This window comes from Polaromonas sp. UC242_47 (assembly GCF_044452385.1).
Taxonomy (GTDB): Bacteria; Pseudomonadota; Gammaproteobacteria; order Burkholderiales; family Burkholderiaceae_C; genus Polaromonas.
Genome location: NZ_JBIOAO010000001.1, coordinates 570,522 through 587,104, shown reverse-complemented (window position 1 = coordinate 587,104; position 16,583 = coordinate 570,522). Strand labels below are relative to the sequence as shown.

Annotated in this window: 17 protein-coding genes; 9 read left to right on the top strand and 8 right to left on the bottom strand. The window is 62.4% G+C overall.

The genetic code is table 11. The annotated features are described in order from the left end of the window. Nucleotides 1–26: 26 nt before the first annotated feature. Nucleotides 27–632, top strand: coding sequence for a 3'-5' exonuclease (locus tag ACHMXK_RS02965; protein WP_397437547.1), 606 nt, complete (start codon nt 27–29; stop codon nt 630–632). Nucleotides 633–636: 4 nt separating this feature from the next. Here ACHMXK_RS02965 and ACHMXK_RS02960 read toward each other — a convergent pair whose 3' ends face one another. Both ACHMXK_RS02960 and ACHMXK_RS02955 read right to left on the bottom strand, forming a co-directional pair. Further along, nucleotides 637–945, bottom strand: coding sequence for a hypothetical protein (locus ACHMXK_RS02960; protein WP_397442425.1), 309 nt, complete (start codon nt 943–945; stop codon nt 637–639). Then, entirely contained in the window at nt 942–1,280 is a 339-nt protein-coding gene (locus tag ACHMXK_RS02955; protein WP_397437545.1) for a DUF6172 family protein, read from the bottom strand. The genes ACHMXK_RS02960 and ACHMXK_RS02955 overlap by 4 nt, the downstream gene beginning before the upstream one ends. 165 nt (nt 1,281–1,445) lie before the next feature. On the opposite strand from ACHMXK_RS02955, the gene ACHMXK_RS02950 reads away from it, so the two are divergent. Continuing rightward, the gene (locus tag ACHMXK_RS02950) at nt 1,446–2,684 is read left to right on the top strand and encodes a DEAD/DEAH box helicase (protein ID WP_397437544.1); all 1,239 of its coding nucleotides are present in this window, start codon (nt 1,446–1,448) and stop codon (nt 2,682–2,684) included. Here ACHMXK_RS02950 and ACHMXK_RS02945 read toward each other — a convergent pair. Further along, nucleotides 2,681–2,926, bottom strand: coding sequence for a DUF6139 family protein (locus ACHMXK_RS02945; protein WP_397437542.1), 246 nt, complete (start codon nt 2,924–2,926; stop codon nt 2,681–2,683). The genes ACHMXK_RS02950 and ACHMXK_RS02945 overlap by 4 nt on opposite strands. Nucleotides 2,927–3,224: 298 nt before the next feature. On the opposite strand from ACHMXK_RS02945, the gene ACHMXK_RS02940 reads away from it, so the two are divergent. The 6 genes from ACHMXK_RS02940 to ACHMXK_RS02915 all read left to right on the top strand — a co-directional run bounded on the left by ACHMXK_RS02940 (nt 3,225) and on the right by ACHMXK_RS02915 (nt 9,130). Next, nucleotides 3,225–3,989, top strand: a complete 765-nt coding sequence (locus tag ACHMXK_RS02940; RefSeq protein ID WP_397437541.1) for an SDR family oxidoreductase — start codon at nt 3,225–3,227, stop codon at nt 3,987–3,989. Nucleotides 3,990–4,283: 294 nt separating this feature from the next. Next, nucleotides 4,284–5,057 carry an ABC transporter ATP-binding protein gene (locus ACHMXK_RS02935; protein ID WP_397437539.1) on the top strand — a complete coding sequence of 258 codons (774 nt, stop codon included), beginning with the start codon at nt 4,284–4,286 and terminating at the stop codon, nt 5,055–5,057. Between the two features lie 101 nt (nt 5,058–5,158). After that, entirely contained in the window at nt 5,159–5,863 is a 705-nt protein-coding gene (locus ACHMXK_RS02930) for an ABC transporter ATP-binding protein (RefSeq protein WP_397437537.1), read from the top strand. A gap of 67 nt (nt 5,864–5,930) precedes the next feature. Continuing rightward, nucleotides 5,931–7,127 carry an ABC transporter substrate-binding protein gene (locus tag ACHMXK_RS02925; RefSeq protein ID WP_397437535.1) on the top strand — a complete coding sequence of 399 codons (1,197 nt, stop codon included), beginning with the start codon at nt 5,931–5,933 and terminating at the stop codon, nt 7,125–7,127. Between the two features lie 98 nt (nt 7,128–7,225). Beyond that, nucleotides 7,226–8,110 carry a branched-chain amino acid ABC transporter permease gene (locus ACHMXK_RS02920; RefSeq protein ID WP_397437533.1) on the top strand — a complete coding sequence of 295 codons (885 nt, stop codon included), beginning with the start codon at nt 7,226–7,228 and terminating at the stop codon, nt 8,108–8,110. Between the two features lie 66 nt (nt 8,111–8,176). Further along, complete coding sequence (locus ACHMXK_RS02915) at nt 8,177–9,130, top strand: branched-chain amino acid ABC transporter permease (RefSeq protein ID WP_397442424.1); 954 nt, start codon at nt 8,177–8,179, stop codon at nt 9,128–9,130. A gap of 273 nt (nt 9,131–9,403) precedes the next feature. On the opposite strand, the gene ACHMXK_RS02910 is transcribed toward ACHMXK_RS02915, so the two are convergent. The 3 genes from ACHMXK_RS02910 to dbpA all read right to left on the bottom strand — a co-directional run bounded on the left by ACHMXK_RS02910 (nt 9,404) and on the right by dbpA (nt 13,435). Then, a complete protein-coding gene (locus tag ACHMXK_RS02910) occupies nt 9,404–10,621 on the bottom strand; it encodes an RtcB family protein (RefSeq protein WP_397437531.1) in 1,218 nt (405 codons plus the stop codon). A 142-nt stretch (nt 10,622–10,763) separates the two neighbouring features. After that, on the bottom strand, nt 10,764–11,636 hold the full coding sequence (locus ACHMXK_RS02905) for a transglutaminase family protein (protein ID WP_397437529.1): 873 nt from the start codon (nt 11,634–11,636) through the stop codon (nt 10,764–10,766). A gap of 374 nt (nt 11,637–12,010) precedes the next feature. Further along, nucleotides 12,011–13,435: an ATP-dependent RNA helicase DbpA gene (gene dbpA, locus ACHMXK_RS02900; RefSeq protein WP_397437528.1), complete on the bottom strand. Its 1,425-nt coding sequence runs from the start codon at nt 13,433–13,435 to the stop codon at nt 12,011–12,013. A 257-nt stretch (nt 13,436–13,692) separates the two neighbouring features. Between dbpA and gorA the strand changes: the two genes are divergently transcribed. Beyond that, a complete protein-coding gene (gene gorA, locus ACHMXK_RS02895; RefSeq protein ID WP_397437526.1) occupies nt 13,693–15,066 on the top strand; it encodes a glutathione-disulfide reductase in 1,374 nt (457 codons plus the stop codon). Here gorA and ACHMXK_RS02890 read toward each other — a convergent pair. Together ACHMXK_RS02890 and ACHMXK_RS02885 are read right to left on the bottom strand one after the other, a co-directional pair. Next, nucleotides 15,063–15,293 carry a hypothetical protein gene (locus tag ACHMXK_RS02890; protein WP_397437524.1) on the bottom strand — a complete coding sequence of 77 codons (231 nt, stop codon included), beginning with the start codon at nt 15,291–15,293 and terminating at the stop codon, nt 15,063–15,065. The two genes, gorA and ACHMXK_RS02890, sit on opposite strands and share 4 nt — an antisense overlap. Before the next feature lie 142 nt (nt 15,294–15,435). After that, entirely contained in the window at nt 15,436–16,575 is a 1,140-nt protein-coding gene (locus ACHMXK_RS02885; RefSeq protein ID WP_397437522.1) for an alpha-D-ribose 1-methylphosphonate 5-triphosphate diphosphatase, read from the bottom strand. Nucleotides 16,576–16,583 lie beyond the last annotated feature (8 nt).

Genomic DNA, 16,583 nt, shown 5'->3' with positions numbered 1-16,583 from the left:
CACCCTTGAAGCCGGGGCGCTGAGGCATGCCGCATCGCCACACGCCGACCAAAGAAGAAACGTCGGCGCTTGAGCCGCTGGACCGCCTGGCTTTGAAGGACATTGTGCTGGTCGCCACGCGGGAACAGGCCGAGTTGGCCCTGCAGGACCTGGCGCCCAGCACGGTGCTGGGTTTTGACACCGAATCCAAACCCACGTTTTTCAAAGACCAGGTGTCCGAAGGCCCCCATGTGGTGCAGTTTTCCACGCCGCACAAGGCGTATGTCTTTCAATTGCATGACGCGGGATGCCGCGAGGCGGTCTCGGCCTTGCTGCAGTCACCCAGCATCACCAAGGTCGGTTTTGGCCTGGCCGGCGACCATCAGCAGATCCGGCGCACCCTGGGGGTGGAGCCCCAGAATGTGCTGGACCTCAATGTCGTGTTCCGGAAGATGGGTTATGTCAAGGAGATCGGCGTGCGAGGCGCCGTGACCGTGGTGTTCAAGCGGCGGTTTTTGAAGTCAAGAAAAGCCACCACCTCGAACTGGGCCAACCGCCAGCTGACGGAAAGCCAGCTTGTTTATTCGGCCAACGACGCCTGGGCGGCGATCCAGGTCTTTCACCAACTCGGCTTGTCGCCGCAGCCGGCTTGAACGCTTAGTCGGTGTCAAAGCGCTGCCGGAAGGCGGCGCAAAACTGCGGGCTGCCGCTGATCACCAGGCTCAAAGTCTGCCAGGACGCAGCGCCATCACCTTCGCTGGCCTCCTGCAAGTCCATGTCCCACTCGCCGCCCTCGTCCAGCGACGCCTGCTGGCCCGGAAAGGCAGCATGCGCCCAATCCAGCACCCGTGCGATTTCGGCCCGGACCGCGGCGACCTGTTCGGGCCGGACCGACGCCATGGCGTCAAACGTCCCGCCGCCCTGCGGGTCCTCGCTGTAGTCAAAGTCCAGGAAGTTCAAGTTCAGGGCGCGTCCTGCTCGTCCGACTCGTGCTGTGCAGCACCCGGCTCGCCGGCCGGCCTGGCCTGGCGGTGACCGGCCTTGGCCAGCAGTTCCAGGTAAAAGGCATCGCCACCTTCTTTGGCGACCGCATCCACCAGGGCCATGATGGTGGCAAAGTGAACCACCTCCGCCTTGTCTTCGCTGCTACCAAAGCGGCAGTCAAAGTCCCAATAATCCACACCCTCGGGCAAGGGCACACGGCGCTGCCGTTTGACGTATTTGCGGATTTCGTGTTTGACGGCGTCCAGCACGCGGTCGCGGTTTTTACCTTCGATGGTGAGTTTGAATGTTTTTTTCATGGCTTCCCTTTAGTCGCTCGATGCTCAGTCCTGAAGCGGCTGATTCGCAAGCCTTCGATTATGCGGCCTCCCCCTGTTGCCCCGTCTTGGGCGCGGGGGCTTAAACTGGGTCTTTGCGACGGGCTCTTTGCCCTGTCCGCGGTCACCTTCACAAAGCCCCTGTTCATGCCATTTTCTTCCCTGGGTTTGTCCCCCGCCCTCCTGCGCGCCGTCAGCGCCAAGGCCTACCCGGCCCCCACGGCCATCCAGGCGGCGGCCATTCCGGCCGTGCTGCAAGGCCGCGATGTGCTGGGCGCGGCGCAAACCGGCTCGGGCAAAACCGCCGCTTTTGCGCTGCCGCTGTTGCAACAGTTGCAACAAATCCCCGGCGAAAAGCCGCGTCGCGTGCGTGTCCTGGTCCTGGTGCCCACCCGTGAGCTGGCGGCCCAGGTTGGCGAAGCGATTCACAGCTTCTCGCAGCAGTTGCCGCAGGCCTTGAAGGTCGCGGTGGTGTTTGGCGGCGTGTCCATCAACCCGCAAATGATGCATCTGCGCGGCGGGGCCGAGATCGTGGTCGCCACCCCCGGCCGCTTGCTGGACCTGATGAACCAGAACGCGCTGGTTTTGTCCGGCGTCTCGGCGCTGGTGCTGGACGAGGCCGACCGCCTGTTCGACCTGGGTTTTGCCGACGAACTCGCGCGCATCCTCGCCTTGCTGCCACCCAAGCGCCAGAACCTGTTTTTCTCGGCCACCTTTCCGACCGCCGTGCAGGCGCTGGCAAATCAGTTGTTGCACGATCCGGTCCGTATCGACGTGTTGGCGCAGGAACAAGACGAACCCGACATCCTGCAGCGGGCGATTGCGGTCGATCCCGAGCGACGCACCCAATTGCTGCGCCACCTGATCGTGGAAAACGCCTGGCGCCGGGTGCTGGTGTTTGTGGCGACCAAACATGCGGCCGAAATGGTGGCCGACAAATTACGCAAGGCCCGCATCAACGCCGAACCTTTCCATGGCGAATTGAGCCAGGGCAAACGCACACAGGTGCTGGCCGACTTCAAGGCCTCCCGGCTCAAGGTGGTGATTGCCACCGACATCGCCGCGCGCGGCCTGGACATCACGCAACTGCCGGTGGTGGTGAACTACGACCTGCCACGTTCAGTGCACGACTACATCCACCGCATAGGCCGCACCGGCCGGGCGGGCGAAAGTGGTGTGGCCCTGAGTTTTGTCAGCGCCGAGACCGAGGCGCATTTCCGCCTGATCGAAAAACACCAAGGCCTGGCTCTGCCGCGCGAACAAGTCCCAGGGTTTGAACCGCTGCAAGACCCGGTGGCGCTGCCGCCCTCCACCGGCGGCATCAAGGGCAAACGCCCGAGCAAAAAAGACAAGCTGCGGGCGGCTGCGGCCGCCGCAGGCCACTAAGCGCCGTCGTTGACCCGGCCGTTCAGGCTGGTGATGGCATAACCTTTTTCGGCGATCTGCTGCTCCAGCCCGTCAATCGCGTATTTGCCCAGTAACTCAGCCTGGGCGCCGCCTTCCACACCGCGGGCCTCGGACGCCCAATCGGTGTTGGTCGCCTCCTCGGGAATAAGCCGGCCCTCAGGCACGGCCAAGTAAGAGTGCCGCTGATCGGATTCGGCTCGGCGGTAAATGTCCACACGCATGGTTTTCTCCTTGGCTGGCTCGCTGAGCGTTCTACCTTATCGCCCTGTCGCCACAACGCTCTAGGGAAAACCCTTTATCCCTTCTGAAAACCCTGACAAACGCGGTTCAGGCGCCGGCCTTCGCTCCTGTTTTTATAGCTTATTGCGCCCATCCACCAAGGGCTGGAGGCCAATTTCGCTCATAAACATGGTGTTACCCCATGGACCAGGCGCCGGAGCGGCGCGCCAGACACCCAGGTGACGGGCCGGCGGGATCCGCCGCGCTAAGCTGGGACAACATCCCACTCAGGAGCTCCCCATGAACGATCTTTTTTCCCTCCAGGGCCGCAGCGCCCTGATCACTGGCGGCTCGCGCGGCATAGGCCGCATGATCGCCGCCGGTTTTCTGGCCCAGGGCGCACGGGTATACATCTCTGCCCGCAAGGCCGCTGCCTGCGACCAGGCCGCGCAAGAACTCTCCAGCCTGGGCCACTGCATCTCGCTGCCGGCCGATGTGTCCACCCTGGCCGGTGCGGCCGCCTTGGTTGCCGCCTACGCCGCGCACGAGCCCCAGCTCGACATCCTGGTGAACAACGCCGGTGCCGCCTGGGGCGCACCGTTTGACGAGTTTCCGGAAAGCGGCTGGGACAAGGTCGTGGACCTGAACCTCAAAACCCCGTTCTTTCTGACCCAGGCCTTGATGCCGCTGCTGCGCAAGGCGGCGGAAAAACGCCCGGCCAAGGTCATCAACATCGCCTCCATCGACGGGATTTCGGTCAACCCCATGGAAACCTATTCTTATGCGGCCAGCAAGGCCGGCCTGATCCAGTTGACGCGGCGCATGGCGATTCGTCTGGTCCAAGACAACATCGTGGTCAGCGCGATTGCGCCCGGCGCTTTTGCCTCGGACATGAACAAGGACGCCAGAGACCACGGCGAAGCGGTGGCGGCGCGGATTCCGGCCGGGCGTGTCGGACAGGACGCCGACATGGCCGGCGCGGCGATTTACCTGGCCTCGCGCGCCGGTGATTACGTGGTTGGCTCCACGCTGGTGGTGGATGGCGGCGTCACCCACGCACGTTAGTCAAGTCCTTGACCCACGCTGCAGTCGCTATTTTTTTGATAGCTGCTTGCGCTTGTACGGCATGGGCCAGAGCCTCTTTTTACTTAAGAAGCTGGCCCAACGCCGCTGGAGAGCCGACAGCCGCGTGCCCAGCGTGCGCGCAGCCGTACCACACATTGGTGCATCGCAGCATGCTGGTGAAACTACTTAAGTTCTAACCCGCTGGTGTGGGCCAGTGGGGCTCGCTAGCATCCGCTTATCTTGTCGTGGATCGGGGATGTCCGCCACATGCCATCTAAATAGCCGGAGAGCAATTTGCCAGCGGAATTCATTCTTGAAACGCAGGGTTTGACCAAAGAATTCAAAGGATTCGTGGCCGTCAACCAGGTGGACCTGAAGGTCCAGCGCGGGCATATCCACGCGCTGATCGGCCCCAACGGCGCGGGAAAAACCACCTTCTTCAACCTGCTGACCAAATTTCTGTCCCCGACCACGGGCACCATCCTGTTCAACGGCAACGACATCACCACCGAAAAGCCGGCGCAGACGGCGCGGCGCGGCATTGTCCGCTCCTTCCAGATCTCGGCGGTGTTTCCGCACATGACGGTGCTGGAGAACGTGCGTGCCGCGCTGCAGCGCAACCTGGGCACCTCGTTTCATTTCTGGAAAGCCGAAAACACGCTGTTTCACCTGCACGACCGTGCGCGCCAGTTGCTGGCCCAGGTCGACCTGAGCGCCTTTGCCGACGAACTCACCGTCAACCTGCCCTACGGCCGCAAACGTGCGCTGGAGCTGGCCACCACCCTGGCGCTGGAGCCCGAACTGATGCTGCTCGATGAACCCACACAAGGCATGGGCCATGAAGACGTGGACCGTGTGACCCAGCTGATCAAAAAAGTCTCCGCCGGCCGCACCATCCTGATGGTGGAACACAACATGAACGTGGTGGCCTCGATTGCCGACCGCATCACCGTGCTGCAACGCGGCGCCATCATTGCCGACGGCCCGTATGCCGAGGTGTCCAAAAACCCGCTGGTGATCGAGGCCTACATGGGCACCGTCAACACCGAGTTGCAAGGCGCTCACTGATATGACCCCCACGCTTGTCACTTCGTGTACTTCGCTGCCCCCCGAAGGGGCTGATTTTCCTAGGGGCGGCCCGTCGGAAAATGGCCTGATCGGAGCTTCGCATGACTAAAGAACTCCTCCGCATCGACAACCTGCACGCCTGGTATGGCGAGTCGCATGTGCTGCATGGCGTGAACCTGACCGTGCACCAGGGCGAGGTGGTGACCCTGCTGGGGCGCAACGGCGCCGGGCGCACCACCACCATGCGCGCCATCGTCGGCCTGACCGGCACGCGCAAAGGCTCCATCCAAATCAATGGGGAAGAAACCATCAAGCTGGCACCCCACAAGGTGGCCCGCCTGGGTGTGGGTTATTGCCCGGAAGAACGCGGCATTTTCGCCAGCCTGACGGCCGAAGAAAACCTGATGCTGCCGCCCACCATCGCACCGGGCGGCATGAGCATTGCCGAGATTTACGACATGTTCCCCAACCTGAAAGAGCGCGCGTCCAGCCCCGGCACCCGCCTGTCGGGCGGCGAGCAGCAGATGCTGGCGGTGGCGCGTATTTTGCGCACCGGCGCCCGCCTGCTGCTGCTCGATGAAATCTCCGAAGGCCTGGCGCCCGTGATTGTGCAAAAACTCGGCGAGATGATTCTCGCGCTGAAAGCCAAGGGTTACACCATCGTGCTGGTCGAGCAGAACTTCCGTTTTGCGGCGCCGCTGGCCGATCGTTTTTACGTGATGGAGCACGGCACCATCGTGAAACAGTTTGCCCAACACGAGCTGACCCAGAACATGGGCATGTTGCAGGAATACCTGGGCGTTTGAGCGCCCCGCGCCGCGCCCACCGGATTTTTTTTCGTTTTCGATAGCCCCACCTTAACCAGGAGACACCATGAAACTCAAAACCCTCGTCGCCGCTTTGGCCATTGGATTTGGCGCCGCGGCGTCCGCGCAAACCAACACGGGACCGATCAAGATCGGCATGATCACCGACATGTCCGGCCTGTATGCCGACATCGACGGCCCGGCGGGTGTCGAAATGGTCAAGTGGGCCGTGCAGGACTTCGGCGGCAAGGTGCTGAACCGCCCGATCGAAGTGTTGTCGGCCGACCACCAGAACAAACCCGACATCGCCAGCTCCAAGGCCCGCGAATGGATGGACAAGGACAACCTGGCCATGCTGGTGGGCGGCACCAACTCGGGCACGGCGCTGGCCATGGCCAAGGTCGCGGCCGAGAAAAAACGCCCCTTCATCGCGATTGGCCCCGGCTCGGCCCGCCTGACCAATGAAGACTGCTCGCCCTACACCGTGCACTATGCCTACGACACCGTGGCCCTGGCCAAGGTGGCCGGCTCCGCCCTGGTCAAAGCCGGCAACAAGAGCTGGTACTTTCTGACGGCGGACTATGCCTTCGGCCATTCCCTGGAAAGCGATGCAGCCTCGGTGGTGAAGGCCAACGGCGGTACCGTGGCGGGCGCGGTGCGGCACCCGCTGAATGCGTCTGACTTCTCGGCCTTCTTGCTGCAGGCGCAATCCTCCAAGGCGCAAATCCTGGGCCTGGCCAACGCCGGCGGCGACCTCATCAACTCCATGAAAGCCGCCAAGGAGTTCGGCATCACCAAAACCATGAAGGTGGCCGGTCTGCTGGTGTTCATCAACGACGTGCACAGCCTGGGCCTGGCCAACACCGAAGGCCTGCAACTGGCCGACAGCTGGTACTGGAACCAGGACGATGCCTCGCGCAAATTTGCCAAACGTTTCTTCGAGAAGTACAAACGCATGCCTTCCAGCCTGCAGGCCGCCGACTACTCGTCCGTCACGACCTACCTCAAGGCCGTCCAGACCGCCGGCACCACCGACGCCGACAAGGTCATGAGCACGCTCAAGTCCATGAAGGTCGACGACTTCTATAACAAGGGCCAGATTCGCGCCGATGGCCGCATGATTCACGACATGTACCTCTACCAGGTCAAGGGCCCGAAAGAGTCCACCACACCATGGGACTACTACAAGACCGTGGCCAAGGTGCCTGGCGATCAGGCCTTCACCACGGTGGCCGACTCCAAGTGCTCCTTGTTCAAGAAGTGATCTGACGGTGCCGGTGGCCCATCGCCCCTGCGATCGGCCACCGGGCTTTTTTACCTTTGCATTTTTCTCACTCTCCAGGCGTGAACTGACGGGCTTTCATGGAAATTTTCGGCATTCCCCTTCAAGCTTTTATGGGCCAGCTCTTGCTGGGCCTGGTCAATGGCGCGTTTTACGCCCTGCTCAGCCTGGGGCTGGCGGTCATCTTTGGCCTGCTGGGCATTGTCAATTTTGCGCACGGCGCGCTGTACATGCTGGGCGCCTTTGTCGCCTGGATCATGCTGGACCAGCTCGGCATCAATTATTGGGCGGCGCTGTTCCTGGCGCCACTCGTCGTGGGCATTCTGGGCGTGGTGATAGAGCGCCTCTTCCTCAAGCACCTGTACAAGCTGGATCCGCTGTACGGCCTGCTGCTGACCTTTGGCCTGGCCTTGATTGCCGAAGGCATTTTCCGCGAACTCTACGGTGTCTCGGGCCAGAACTACCCGGTGCCCGAACTGCTGTCAGGCGCGACCAACCTGGGTTTCATGGTGTTGCCCAACTACCGTGCCTGGGTGGTGCTGGTGTCGCTGGTGATCTGCCTGGGTACCTGGTACCTGATTGAACGCACCCGGCTGGGCGCCTACCTGCGCGCCGGCACCGAAAACGCCGCGCTGGTGCAGGCTTTCGGCATCAATGTGCCACTGATGGTCATGCTGACCTACGGCGCCGGCGCTGCGCTGGCGGCGCTGGCCGGCGTGCTGGCCGCCCCCATCATTCAGGTCAATCCGCTGATGGGCTCCAACCTGATCATCGTGGTGTTTGCCGTGGTGGTGATTGGCGGCATGGGTTCGATTCTGGGCTCTGTCCTCACCGGTCTGGGTCTGGGCCTGGTCGAAGGCCTGACCCGTGTTTTCTACCCCGAAGCCTCGAATATTGTGGTCTTTGTGATCATGGTCATCGTGCTCATGTTCAGGCCCGCCGGCCTGTTTGGCAAGGAAGCCTGAACCATGAACAACAGCCTGACCGATACTGCCGTCCATCCAAGCACCATGCCCAAAGCCGCTCCCGTCATGACTGCCTCCCGCATCACCTACCTGGCCCTGCTGGTGCTGGTGCTGGTGGCCCCCCTGCTCGGGCTTTATCCGGTGTTTGTCATGAAGCTGCTGTGCTTCGCCCTGTTTGCCTGCGCCTTCAATTTGCTGCTGGGTTTTACCGGCCTGCTGTCCTTCGGCCATGCCGCCTTTTTTGGCTCGGCCGCCTACGTCACGGGCTGGTTCATCAAGTCACAAAGCTGGACACCGGAGCTGGGCATTGTGGCCGGCACCGTGGCGGCCGGACTGATTGGTCTGGTGGTGGGCCTGGTCGCCATCCGGCGCCAGGGCATTTATTTCGCCATGATCACACTGGCGATTGCCCAGATGGTGTTTTTTGTCTGCCTGCAAGCGCCGTTTACCGGCGGTGAAGACGGCTTGCAGGGCGTGCCTCGCGGCCGCCTGCTGGGCCTGCTCTCGCTGGAATCGGACACCACCATGTATTACTTCGTGGTGGCGGTGTTTGTATTGTGTTTTCTGCTCATCTCGCGCATCGTGCATTCGCCTTTCGGCCAGGTGCTCAAGATGATCCGTGAAAACGAACCGCGCGCCATCTCGCTGGGCTATAACGTGGACCGCTACAAGCTGCTGGCCTTTGTACTGTCCGCCGCACTGGCCGGTCTGGCCGGCTCGCTCAAAACCCTGGTCATGGGTTTTGCCACCTTGTCCGACGTGCACTGGTCGATGTCGGGCGAGGTCATTTTGATGACCTTGCTGGGCGGCGTGGGCACCTTCTTCGGTCCGGTGTTTGGCGCGGGCATCGTGATCGCGCTGCAAAACCTGCTGGCCGACAAGGTCGGCTCCTGGGTCACCGTGATCATCGGCGTGATTTTTGTGCTGTGTGTGCTGGCCTTCCGCAAGGGTGTGGTCGGCGAGCTGCAGGCCTGGCGCGAGCGCCGGCGCCGCGCCGCGACCGACACAAACGCAGACTAAGCCTCTGGCGCCAGAGGCGCCGGAGGCCCCGCGCCACGCCGTGCTCGGCGGCCAGCGTCTGCTCGGCCGGTACAGGCTGAGGCAAGGCGTTCATGACTGCTTTGCACCTCCTCAGGACGAGAGCAGTTTAGGAACCTCGCTCGATCTGTCAGCGGCGGAGACTAATTAGCCATCTTGGTTGCTACTAATTAGATAGCGAATTACGCAATTTCCGCAAGGGCAGCGGGCCTATTTTCTATAGAAGAAAGGCGCCAGGCCGGCCTGAAACAGGCCTCACCCCTTCACACACACCACCTGCTTCAAAGTGTGCACCACCTCGACCAGGTCCTTCTGAGCCAGCATCACCGCATCGATGTCCTTGTAGGCCGCCGGCGTTTCGTCGATCACGTCCTTGTCCTTGCGGCACTCCACGCCCTCGGTCGCGGCACGGTGATCGGCCAGCGTGAAGCGGCGCTTGGCTTCGCCACGGCTCATCACCCGGCCAGCGCCGTGCGAGCAGGACTCAAAGCTCTCGGGGTTGCCCTTGCCGCGCACGATGTAGCTGCACGTGCCCATGCTACCGGGAATGATGCCCAGCTCGCCGGCTTTCGCGCTGACCGCCCCCTTGCGCGTGACGTAGACGTCCTGGCCGAAGTGGTGTTCCTTCTGCACATAGTTGTGGTGGCAGTTCACAGCCTCGATGTGGTTCTGGAAGTTCTTTCGGATCACTGTCTTCGCAGCTTCGATCACGCGGCGCATCATCACCTCACGGTTCAGGCGTGCGAACTGCTGGGCCCAGCCCACCGCGCGCACATAGTCGCCGAAGTAGCGCGAGCCCTCTTCGAAGTAGGCCAGGTCGCGGTCGGGCAGATGGACGTTGTTACGCAGCGCGTCCTGCTTGGCCAGTTCGATGAACAGGGTGCCGATGGCGTTGCCCACGCCGCGCGAGCCCGAGTGCAGCATGAACCAGACAAAACCTGCCTCGTCCAGGCACACCTCAATGAAGTGGTTGCCGCTACCCAGCGTCCCCAGGTGGTTGCGGTGGTTGGTCTTGGCCAGCCTGGGGTAGCCGCGGCACAGCTCGATGAACGCCGGCTCCAGTTGGGCCCAGGCCGTGTCGACCACGCCCGGTACCTTGCTCCAGGCGCCCGGGTCACGCGTGCCCGGTGTGCGGCCGTGCGGCACGGCGCGCTCGATCGCCGAACGCAGCGGCGCCAGGTTGTCCGGCAAGTCCCCGGCCGCGAGCGTGGTCTTGCAGGCGATCATGCCGCAGCCGATGTCCACCCCCACGGCCGCCGGGATGATGGCCTTGAAAGTGGGAATGACGGAGCCGACGGTGGCGCCAATGCCGAAGTGCACGTCGGGCATGGCGGCGATGTGCTTGAAGACGATGGGCAGGCGCGCGGCATTGGTCAGCTGGCGCATGGCTTTGTCCTCGATCGGCACGCCGCGCGTCCACATCTTCACCGGCACGCCGCCGGGCACGGCTTCATGGATGTAGTTGGTTTCCATGTTGTTCCTTTCGCAAGCGAAGGTGCCAGCATCCATTAGAAAGTGCCGACCGGCTCATTTTCGGATGAAGTGCAGTGGGTGATGCGCAAACACAGCCCTATCGAGGCGAAGAAAGCTACACGCAGGTCAATGAATGTGGCGTCTAATCGTCTGCCCCGGCCGTCGACAAGGCCTCGGTCCCATGTTGCGGCAACACCAGAACCCCCTCGTCGTCGGGCAAGGCTTCAATGCTGATCACCGGTGCGGAAGGCGTGACACCCCCGAACAGGGTGGCAAAGGCGGCGGACGCCGCGTCGCGGCCGGTGGCAATCCGCACAAAACCCATGGGAATCGCGGTGCCCGACGGATCGAACAGGTACCAGCGGTGGCCCACATAGGCCTCGACGTACGCGTGAAAATCGGTCGGGCCCAAGGCCGGGTCGGCGCCGTAATCGATGCCGCTGACAAACCGCGCCGGAATGTTGACCGCGCGGCACAAGGCAATCATCAGGTGGGCAAAGTCGCGGCAAACACCCACTTCGTCGATCAGCGTATCCACCGCCGTGGTGTTGCCGGTGGAGCTGTTGGACCGGAAGGTCACACGCTGCTGGACCCAGTCGCAAATCGCCTGCACCCGGCCGTAACCCTGGCGCAAATGGCCGAACTCCTTGACCGCCAGCCGGTGCAAACGGTCGGACTGGCAATAACGGCTGGGGTAGAGATAAGGCAGCACAGTCCCAGGCAGTTGCAGCACGCCGACCTCCAGCAGTTGCTCGGCTTGCGCCACATGGTGCCGGATGTCGACCGTGGCGCCATAACTCACCGTCAAGGCGCCGGCCTCGGCCCGTAATTTCAGGTAGCGGTTGCGGCTGACCGCATCGGTGTACATCTCGGGCTGCACGATCTGGCTGATGCCCAGGGTTTCAGAAAGCACGGTTTGTTCGGGCGTGTGTGCTGCGTGGATGTTGAAAATGAAATCGCAGCCGGCGTCCGCGACCTGGTAACTCAGTTCAATCAAAAATTTAAGCCTGACCATACGCTGTCTTCCTGAAGTGTTGCCGCCACCCGGCCGACATGGACGGGTGGGGTTCCTGCAAAGGGGGTGACGGCGCGGCGCATGCACCAGGCGGCAACATCGGGCTGCGGGCAAAGGCGTGGCCGCGCGCCAAACCAGTGTGGCACGGGACAACGGGGGGATTGGCAGGTCAAGCCAAATGGCCATGGTGCTGGCGCTGACTGCGCATGCCAGGCGCACGCCGCACCTGACAGCGATGCGGCCTGTGCGCCTACAAAAGCGCGGTGCCGTCTGGCACCGGAGAAGGACGGGGGCTCAGTCGCTATATTTTTTATAGCCCCTTACGCCCATCCAATAAGGGCTGCAGCCTTTTTTACGCTGAAACAGCGCTCAACTCAAGCGCCGACTTCATCCATGAAACGCACTTTGACGCTTTTGCCCTTGACCCCGCCGAAACTCAGCTTTTGCTGGGCCAGGCTGGCAATGTTGCGGTCCACGGCCACATAGGTGGAGAACTCGTTGACGTTGATTTTGCCAACCTGTTCCCGCGTGAAAGGCGGGACATTGCCAGCATCGCCGGTCAGCGCACCCAACACGTCGCCGGCGCGGATTTTCTCCTTGCGGCCACCGACAATTTGCAGCGTCACCATGGGCGGCAGCAGCGGCTCATTGCTGGCCGAGGTCAGTTCGGTCAGCTTGTGCCATTCGGACTCGGCTTTTTGCAACACCTCGATCTTGCCGACATACCCCATCTCGTCCATGCTGGCCAGGCTGATGGCCCAGCCCTCTTCATCGGCGCGGCCGGTGCGGCCAATGCGGTGAATATGCACCTCGGCATCCGGCGTCACATCAACATTGATGACCATGGCCAGCTGCGCGATGTCCAGGCCGCGCGCGGCCACGTCGGTGGCGACCAGCACAGAACAACTGCGATTCGAAAACTGCACCAGCACCTGGTCGCGTTCGCGTTGCTCCAGCTCGCCAAACAGCGCGAGTGCGCTAAAGCCCTGTTCTTTCAAATAGGCCACCAGCGCGCGGCATTGCGATTTGGTATTGCAAAAAGCCAGCGTGCTGGCCGGGCGGAAGTGCCGCAACACCTGCGCGACGGCGCCCAGGCGGGCCTCGTCATGGTCGCTGTCCGGCACCTGGTACCAGCGCTGCTGGATTTTGGTTTTTTCATGCTGCGCCTGCACCGTGATGGTTTGCGGCGTTTTCATGAACTGCTGGCTCAGCTTGGCAATGCCTTCGGGGTAAGTCGCCGAAAACAGCAGGGTCTGGCGCTCTTTCGGGCATTGTTTGGCGACGGTGGCGATGTCCTCGAAAAAGCCCATGTCCAGCATGCGGTCGGCTTCGTCCAGCACCAGGGTGTTCAGGGCTTCCAGGTTCAGGTTGCCGCGTTCCAGGTGGTCCATGATGCGGCCTGGCGTGCCGACCACGATGTGGGCGCCGTTTTCCAGGCTGGCGGTCTGGTTGCGCAGTGGCACACCGCCACACAACACCACGACCTTGACGTTTTCTTCGGCGCGCGCCAGACGGCGGATTTCGGTGGCAACCTGGTCGGCCAGCTCGCGCGTGGGGCACAACACCAGGGACTGCACGGCAAAACGCCGGGCGTTGAGGTTGGCCAGCAGGGCCAACCCGAAGGCGGCGGTCTTGCCGCTGCCGGTTTTGGCTTGCGCAATCAGGTCTTTGCCCAGCAGCGCCACAGGCAGGCTGGCAGCCTGAATCGGGGTCATGGCCAGGTAACCCAGCTGCTGCAGGTTGGCCAGCATGTGGGCTGGCAGGGACAAGGTACTGAAATCGGAAGAGGAAGAGGTCATCCCCCATTATCGGTGCCCGGCCTAGGTAACTACCCCTAGGGGCCAGAATGACCCGTGCTGTCCCTCACAGAAGCCGCTTCATGGCGCACCGTTGAGGCCCTCCTGCCACGGCTCTTTACAGGAAAACAGGCTCTAGCCCTTATTCAACGGACGCAGTCAGCTATCATTTTCATACTAAAAACCCCTGCATGTTGCGGGTTCAAAGCGCTACAGGCATGCTTGCGTCCTACGTCTGACCAGAACACCAAAGATTATTTATGCAAAATTTCGACTTCGACCTGTTTGTCATAGGCGGCGGCAGCGGCGGTGTACGTGCTGCCCGCATGGCGGCGCAACGCGGCGCGCGCGTGGCGCTGGCCGAGGTGGCTGCCATGGGTGGCACCTGCGTCAACGTGGGTTGCATCCCGAAAAAGCTGTACAGCTACGCCGCCCACTACGCCGAGAGTTTTGAGGAGTCCCATGGTTTCGGCTGGGTTGGCGAAGCGCCCACGCTGGACTGGGAATTGCTGAAAACCAACCGCGCGCGCGAAATTTCGCGCCTGAACGGTATTTACATCCAGCTGCTGAAAAACGCCGGTGTGCAAATCATTGAAGACTGGGCCACGCTGGCGGGCAAACACAGCATCGAGGTGGGCGGCAAGACCTACAGCGCCAAACACATCCTGATTGCCACCGGCGGCACGCCCACCGTGCCGGAAGTGCCGGGTCGTGAACATGTGATCACCTCCAACGAAATATTTGACCTGGCGCCCTTCCCGAAACGCCTGCTGGTGGTGGGCGGCGGCTACATCGCCTGCGAATTCGCGTCCATCTTCAACGGCCTGGGCGCCCAGGTCATACAGGCTTACCGCGGTGCCCAGGTGTTACGCGGCTTTGACGACGAGGTGCGCGCCTTTATTGCCGGCGAAATGCGCAAAGCCGGTGTTGACCTGCAACTCAACACCGACGTCGCCAGCATCAGCAAAACAGACCAAGGCCTGCTGGTGACACTCAAAAGCGGCGCGACCCTGGTGGTCGACACCGTCTTGTACGCCACCGGCCGCGAGCCGCTGACCGGCGGCCTGTGCCTGGACACCGCGGACGTGGCGGTGAATGAGGCCGGCGCCATCCAGGTGAACACGCATTACCAGACCTCGGTGCCTTCGATTTACGCGGTGGGCGACGTCACCGCGCGGCTGCAACTCACACCCGTGGCGCTGGGCGAAGCCATGGTCGTGGTCGACCAGCTGTTTGGCCCCGCCGCCGGCAAAAGGCCGCGCAGCATGAGCTACGACTTCATTCCCACGGCGGTGTTCACCCATCCCAACATCGGCACCGTGGGTTATTCGGAAGCCGACGCACGCGAAAAATTTGGCGCCATCAGTGTCTACAGCTCTGACTTCAAGGCCCTGAAACACACACTCAGCGGCAGCAGCGAACGCACCTTCATGAAGCTGCTGGTCGAAGATGCCACCGACCGCGTGGTCGGCCTGCACATGGTGGGCGCCGATGCCGGCGAAATTGTTCAGGGTTTTGCCGTGGCCATGAAAGCCGGGGCCACCAAGGCGGTGTTCGACAGCACGATAGGCATACACCCGACCGCGGCGGAAGAATTTGTGACCCTGCGCGAACCGGTGAAAAAACCGGCCTAAGGCCGGTTGTCCTGCTTGCTCGCCGCCGCCCGCGGGGCGGATTTATCGATTTCGGCGTCAAAACTCGCCAGTTCCGCGTCGTCCGGGCGCGCTGGACGTGCATCCAGCGGGCGAAACACCTTGTGCTGCAAGTGGCGCAAGGCATCGGACTTTTTCATCGCTTCCAGCACCCGCTCGGGCGCCATCATCAACACAAAGGGATTGGCGCGAGGGACATCGGTTCTCATGGCAGCGGCTCCTTGAATAAATCCGGGGGACAGTCAGGGTTGGATGGGGTGACTGTAGGAGCGCTGGAGAATTCGGAAAAGTCAGCGGACAGCCAGAGGTCTTGTAGGCCGCAGGCTGACACGCACTTGCCGAAAAATCGCGTCAGAAAGCCCGCTCCCCTTTGTGCCAGGCGCCGCGCACCATGGGCATGCCGCTGCTCATTTTGACCCGGATCAGGTCGGCACGCAGCCCGGGCGCAAGTTCACCGCGGTCCATCAAACCAATCGCACGTGCCGGGTTGCGCGTCACGGTGTTGATGGCTTTGGGCAAGCTCCAGCCCACGCTGTCACGCAGCAAAAAGGCCGACTGCAACAGGCTGGCAGGCACGTAGTCCGAGGAAAAGATGTCGAGCAAATCCAGCTGCGCCAACTCGGCCGCCGACACATTGCCGGAGTGTGATCCGCCCTTGACCAGGTTGGGTCCACCCATGACGATGGCAATGCCCGCCGCCCGTGCGGCCTGCGCTGCCGCCACCGTGGTGGGAAATTCCGAGATCGCAATGCGTTCCTCGCTGGCTTGCGCCACATGTTCGACTTCGGTGTCATCGTGGCTGGCCAGCGGCACGCTGCGTGCGTGGCTGCCGGCAATCACGGCGACGCGGTTGGGGATGGCATAGCGCTGCTGGTGGGCGGTCAGTTCGGCCACCAGGGCCTGGTACTCGGCATTGTCGAAACTGCCATAACGCTCGGCATAACGCCGGTACTTGCTCAGGTCACGCCACTGACGCTGGCCGGGTGTGTGGTCCATCACGCTGACCAGTTCCAGCAGCGCATCGTCCGCATATTGCTCAAACACCTCCACGATGTCAGGCGCGGACACTTCACAACGCAGGTGCAGCAGGTGTTCCACCCGCAGCAGCCCTTCCTTGCGGCAGTCGTGTAGCGCCTGAATCGAGACATGCTGGGTCTGGCTGCGCGCGCCGCCCCGGTCCATGTCACCGATCACGATGGAGTCCAGCACCGTGGTGATGCCGGCGGCCGCACACAAGGCGTCGTGCATCACGGTGGCCGAATGGGCGTTCCAGAGCACGCCGGGGCGCGGCACCAGGTGTTTTTCAAGGTTGTCGGTGTGCAGCTCGACCAGACCGGGCAGCAGCCAGTCACCGGCCCAGTCTTCGGCACCGGGCACCGAGGTGTCGCCGCGTTCAATGGAGCGGATCTTGCCTGCTTCGATCACCATGCAGCCGGTGAACTCCTCGCTGGCAGTGACAATTTTTGCATTCCTGATGATTCGTTGTGTCATGAGAGGGG

Bases quoted from the DNA above. Each gene is read 5' to 3' on its own strand.
- ACHMXK_RS02965 (WP_397437547.1), top strand. From the start codon at position 27: ATGCCGCATCGCCACACGCCGACCAAAGAAGAAACGTCGGCGCTTGAG.
- ACHMXK_RS02955 (WP_397437545.1), bottom strand. From the start codon at position 1,280: ATGAAAAAAACATTCAAACTCACCATCGAAGGTAAAAACCGCGACCGC.
- ACHMXK_RS02950 (WP_397437544.1), top strand. From the start codon at position 1,446: ATGCCATTTTCTTCCCTGGGTTTGTCCCCCGCCCTCCTGCGCGCCGTC.
- ACHMXK_RS02945 (WP_397437542.1), bottom strand. From the start codon at position 2,926: ATGCGTGTGGACATTTACCGCCGAGCCGAATCCGATCAGCGGCACTCT.
- ACHMXK_RS02940 (WP_397437541.1), top strand. From the start codon at position 3,225: ATGAACGATCTTTTTTCCCTCCAGGGCCGCAGCGCCCTGATCACTGGC.
- ACHMXK_RS02930 (WP_397437537.1), top strand. From the start codon at position 5,159: ATGACTAAAGAACTCCTCCGCATCGACAACCTGCACGCCTGGTATGGC.
- ACHMXK_RS02925 (WP_397437535.1), top strand. From the start codon at position 5,931: ATGAAACTCAAAACCCTCGTCGCCGCTTTGGCCATTGGATTTGGCGCC.
- ACHMXK_RS02920 (WP_397437533.1), top strand. From the start codon at position 7,226: ATGGAAATTTTCGGCATTCCCCTTCAAGCTTTTATGGGCCAGCTCTTG.
- ACHMXK_RS02915 (WP_397442424.1), top strand. From the start codon at position 8,177: ATGACTGCCTCCCGCATCACCTACCTGGCCCTGCTGGTGCTGGTGCTG.
- ACHMXK_RS02910 (WP_397437531.1), bottom strand. From the start codon at position 10,621: ATGGAAACCAACTACATCCATGAAGCCGTGCCCGGCGGCGTGCCGGTG.
- ACHMXK_RS02905 (WP_397437529.1), bottom strand. From the start codon at position 11,636: ATGGTCAGGCTTAAATTTTTGATTGAACTGAGTTACCAGGTCGCGGAC.
- dbpA (WP_397437528.1), bottom strand. From the start codon at position 13,435: ATGACCTCTTCCTCTTCCGATTTCAGTACCTTGTCCCTGCCAGCCCAC.
- gorA (WP_397437526.1), top strand. From the start codon at position 13,693: ATGCAAAATTTCGACTTCGACCTGTTTGTCATAGGCGGCGGCAGCGGC.
- ACHMXK_RS02890 (WP_397437524.1), bottom strand. From the start codon at position 15,293: ATGAGAACCGATGTCCCTCGCGCCAATCCCTTTGTGTTGATGATGGCG.
- ACHMXK_RS02885 (WP_397437522.1), bottom strand. From the start codon at position 16,575: ATGACACAACGAATCATCAGGAATGCAAAAATTGTCACTGCCAGCGAG.